The organism is Roseiarcus sp., from assembly GCF_052145395.1.
GTDB lineage: Bacteria > Pseudomonadota > Alphaproteobacteria > Rhizobiales > Beijerinckiaceae > Roseiarcus.
In genome coordinates, this window is the sequence record NZ_JBKQOT010000029.1 from 1 (window position 1) to 3,547 (window position 3,547).

General features: G+C 63.2%; 4 protein-coding genes. All 4 read right to left on the reverse strand.

The genetic code is table 11. The annotated features are described in order from the left end of the window. Positions 1–55: 55 nt before the first annotated feature. The 4 genes from ACLP25_RS00940 to ACLP25_RS00955 are packed head-to-tail and all read right to left on the reverse strand — an operon-like array spanning position 56 to position 3,420. Entirely contained in the window at positions 56–814 is a 759-nt protein-coding gene (locus ACLP25_RS00940; protein ID WP_442467376.1) for an SDR family oxidoreductase, read from the reverse strand. Positions 815–827: 13 nt separating this feature from the next. Continuing rightward, a complete protein-coding gene (locus ACLP25_RS00945; RefSeq protein WP_442467377.1) occupies positions 828–1,349 on the reverse strand; it encodes a MarR family winged helix-turn-helix transcriptional regulator in 522 nt (173 codons plus the stop codon). Next, a complete protein-coding gene (locus ACLP25_RS00950; RefSeq protein ID WP_442467378.1) occupies positions 1,346–2,518 on the reverse strand; it encodes an acyl-CoA dehydrogenase family protein in 1,173 nt (390 codons plus the stop codon). The genes ACLP25_RS00945 and ACLP25_RS00950 overlap by 4 nt, the downstream gene beginning before the upstream one ends. Continuing rightward, entirely contained in the window at positions 2,515–3,420 is a 906-nt protein-coding gene (locus ACLP25_RS00955) for an SDR family oxidoreductase (RefSeq protein WP_442467379.1), read from the reverse strand. The genes ACLP25_RS00950 and ACLP25_RS00955 overlap by 4 nt, the downstream gene beginning before the upstream one ends. Positions 3,421–3,547 lie beyond the last annotated feature (127 nt).

Here is a 3,547-nt window from a genome sequence, read left to right on the forward strand (position 1 = left end):
TCATAGAGAATGTCGTCGAACGCGGGGGCGTTGGTCATCGGGATCTTCTCCAGGTTCAGAGCATGTTCATGCCGCCGGCGACCGAAATGGTCTGTCCGGTCATGAAGGACGCGTCGTCGGAGGCGAGAAAGGCGACGATGCCGGCATAGTCTTCCGGCTCGCCCATCCGTTTCAGCGGGATGCCGCGAACCATCGCGTCCTTCCACTTGACCGCTTGCTCGCCTTCGCCGAGCACCGTCGCCATCATCGGCGTGTTGGTGGGCCCCGGACAGACGACGTTGAGCAGGACGCCCTTGCTCGCGAGTTCCCGCGCCACCGACTTCGTGAAGCTGATGAGGCCGCCCTTGCACGCCGAATAGACCGCTTCGTTGCTCGTCCCGACCCGCGCTGCGTCGGAGGCGATGTTGATGATGCGGCCGCCGCCGCGCTTCACCATGAGTGGCGCGATCACATGATGCGTATTGAACGGCCCGTAAAGATTGATATGGACGATCTTGTCCCACAGCGCTTTGTCGGTCGAGAGGAACGGGGCGGGGCGGTCCCAGCCTGCGTTGTTGACGAGCGCCCAGATCGGCCCCAGTTCCGCCTCGACCCTGGCAGCCGCCGCCGCCACCGCGGCATAGTCCCCAACGTCAAGCTCGTAGCTCGTGACCAAACCCTTCGGCGCAAGCGCCTCCGTCTCCTTTGCGGCTTCCGGCTTGAGGTCGAAGACGGCGACCTTGCAGCCTTCTTCCGCAAGCCTGAGGGTTAGGGCCCGTCCGATTCCCTGTCCGCCGCCGGTGACGACTGCGACCTTGTCCTTCAGTCCACGCAAGAGCGATCTCCTCTCAACTGAATGTTTCGGTGTCAGCGCTCTCGCTGCTCTCGGCGTCGGCGCCGAGCATTTCGAGCACCGTCTCCTTGAGCGTTCGAAGCGTCTCCATCGCCTGTTCGAGTTCGGCGTTCGAGATGCGGCTGAGGATCTCCATCTCGACCGTTTCGACGCTTGCTCGGATGGCGCTGACCATCTTGGATCCCGCGCGGGTCAGATAGACCCGCCGCGCGCGGCCATCGTGCTCGTCCGCGCGACGCTCGACGAAGCCGGCGCTTTCCATGCGATCAAGCAACCCGCCAATCGCGACCTTGGTGAGATCGAGGTCCGCGGCGAGGGCCGTCTGCGTCATTCCATCCCGACGGGAGAGAAAGGCCAGAACCCACCACTGCGCGCGGGTGATGCCCAATGGCTTCAACGCCCTGTCCACGGCAACGCGCCGCAGTCGAGACACGTCGTGGATCAGGAAGCCGAAGCGCAGTCCAGTGTTGAGGTCGCGCGTCGAGGGCTTGCCCTCGGTGAGGGGCCGCTTGCTCATCCTCTGGGCGACCTCGCTGGCAACCGACCCTTGAACATGTCGCGCGCGATGATCGTCTTCATCACCTCGACCGAGCCGCCCGCGATCTTGACGACACGCGCGTCGGCATAGGCGCGACAGATCGGATATTCCCACATATAGCCCCAGCCGCCGAACAGCTGCAGGCACTTGTCGACGGCCTCGCAGTGAAGCTCGGAGGTCACCAGCTTCGCCATCGCTGCGTCCACCGCGTCGAGTTTGTCGTTCAGGAAGAGCTCGATGCACTTGTCCGTAAAAACGCGCGCCATCGTCGCCCGCGCCTTCAGGTCAGCAAGCACGTACTGGGTGTTCTGAAAGTCCGCGATCGTCTGACCGAACGCCTTGCGTCCGGCCGTGTAGTCGGCCGTCCACTCAATGACCGTTTCGGTGACGGTCGCTGAGCGGATGGCCTGCGCGAGCCGCTCCTGCGGCAGCTTGGTCATCATGAGAGCGAAGCCCTTGCCCGCGGGCCCAAGCATGTTCGATGCGGGGATACGAACGTCCTCGAAGAACAGCTCCGAGGTGTCCTGCGCCTTCATGCCGAGCTTTTCGAGATTGCGGCCCCTTGTGAAGCCGGGCCGGTTCGACTCCACAAGGAAGAGCGTAACGCCGCTGGCGCCCGCGCCCGAATCCGTCTTCGTCGCAAGCACGATGACATTGCAGAGCTGGCCGTTGGAAATGAAAACCTTCTGGCCATTGATCACATAATCGTCGCCGTCACGCCGCGCCTGCGTCCGAATGGCCTTGAGGTCGCTCCCCGCATGGGGCTCGGTCATGCCGAGGGATCCGATCGCCTCGCCCTTGACCATTCTGGGCAGCCACTCGCGCTTCTGCGCATCGGTGCCGAACGAAAGGATGTAGGTCGCGACGAGATCGGTATGGATGAGAAAGCCGGGCCCGCTGGCCCCGACACGCCAAAGCTCCTCGAACACGACCACATCGAAGAGATAGTCGAGGCCGAGGCCGCCGTATTCTTCCGGAACGGTGCAGCAGAGCAGGCCCTGCGCCCCGGCCTTCAGCCAGAGATCGCGGGGAACGATGCCCTCTTCCTCCCATTTCGCGTGATACGGAACGATCTCCGCCTCGACGAAGCGGCGGACCGAGGCCCGCCAGATCTCGTGCTCTTCGGTGAACAGGGAGCGTTCGATCATCGGTCGGTTCCCGACTGGGCGCCCGCGGCGCGCTGCGCCTTGTCGCGCTGTGTGGAGCGCTCGATGGCCTCGCGCGCCGTGCGCCACTGATCGTCGGTGAGCGCGGTGAGATCCGCGAAAGTTGCAGGACCCGCGAGATGCTGGCCGCCGTCAATGGCGATCGTCTGCCCGGTGAGATAGTCGCACGCGTCGGAGAACAGGAAAATGATGAGGTTCTGAAGCTCCTGCATTTGGCCGTACCGCCCGAAAGGCACCGCGTCGGCGCGCGTCGCCGAGGAAGACACATCCGGTATCGGGTTCAGCTTCTCCCACGCGCCTTCGGTCGGAAACGGTCCGGGCGCCGTGGCGTTGAGCCGAATGCCGTAACGTCCCCATTCGACCGCAAGCGACATGGTCATCGCGTGGAGGGCGGTCTTAGCCATCGCTGAGGGCACGACGAAAGCCGATCCTGTCCACACCCAGGTCACCAGATTGCTGACGACCGACCCCTTCTGACCATTTGCGATCCATCGCTTTCCTGCGGCGAGCGTCGCATGGAAGCTGCCGTCCATGACTGTCGAAGTCACGGCGCGAAAGCCGCGCGGACTGAGGTCTTTGGTGGGGGCGATGAAATTTGCGGCGGCGTTGTTGAGGAGTCCGGTCAGCGGCCCCTCAGCCCAGATTTCGTCCATCATGGACTCCACCTGATCGGCGTCGCGCACGTCGCAGACATGATGGGACGCGGGGACAGCCGCGCCTTCGGAGATCGTATTCGCCGCCTCCTCGAGCACTTGTGGGCGGCGGCCGCAGATGTGAACCTTTGCGCCCTTTGTTGCGAGGGCTTTGCCGATCTCGAGGCCGAGACCGCCGCCTCCGCCTGTCACAAGAATCGATTTTTCGGCAAGCGCATCGTCGCGAAAGATATCCATGCTCATCAAGAGGCGCCTCCCGCGACTTGGCACTTTTCCCTTTAGCAAGCGCCAAGATCGTAAGCATATTTACAAACTCTCGAAAAACTGTCAAGGTTGATCAGTCAAAATGGGAGCGAAC

Bases quoted from the DNA above. Each gene is read 5' to 3' on its own strand.
- ACLP25_RS00945 (WP_442467377.1), bottom strand. From the start codon at position 1,349: ATGAGCAAGCGGCCCCTCACCGAGGGCAAGCCCTCGACGCGCGACCTC.
- ACLP25_RS00950 (WP_442467378.1), bottom strand. From the start codon at position 2,518: ATGATCGAACGCTCCCTGTTCACCGAAGAGCACGAGATCTGGCGGGCC.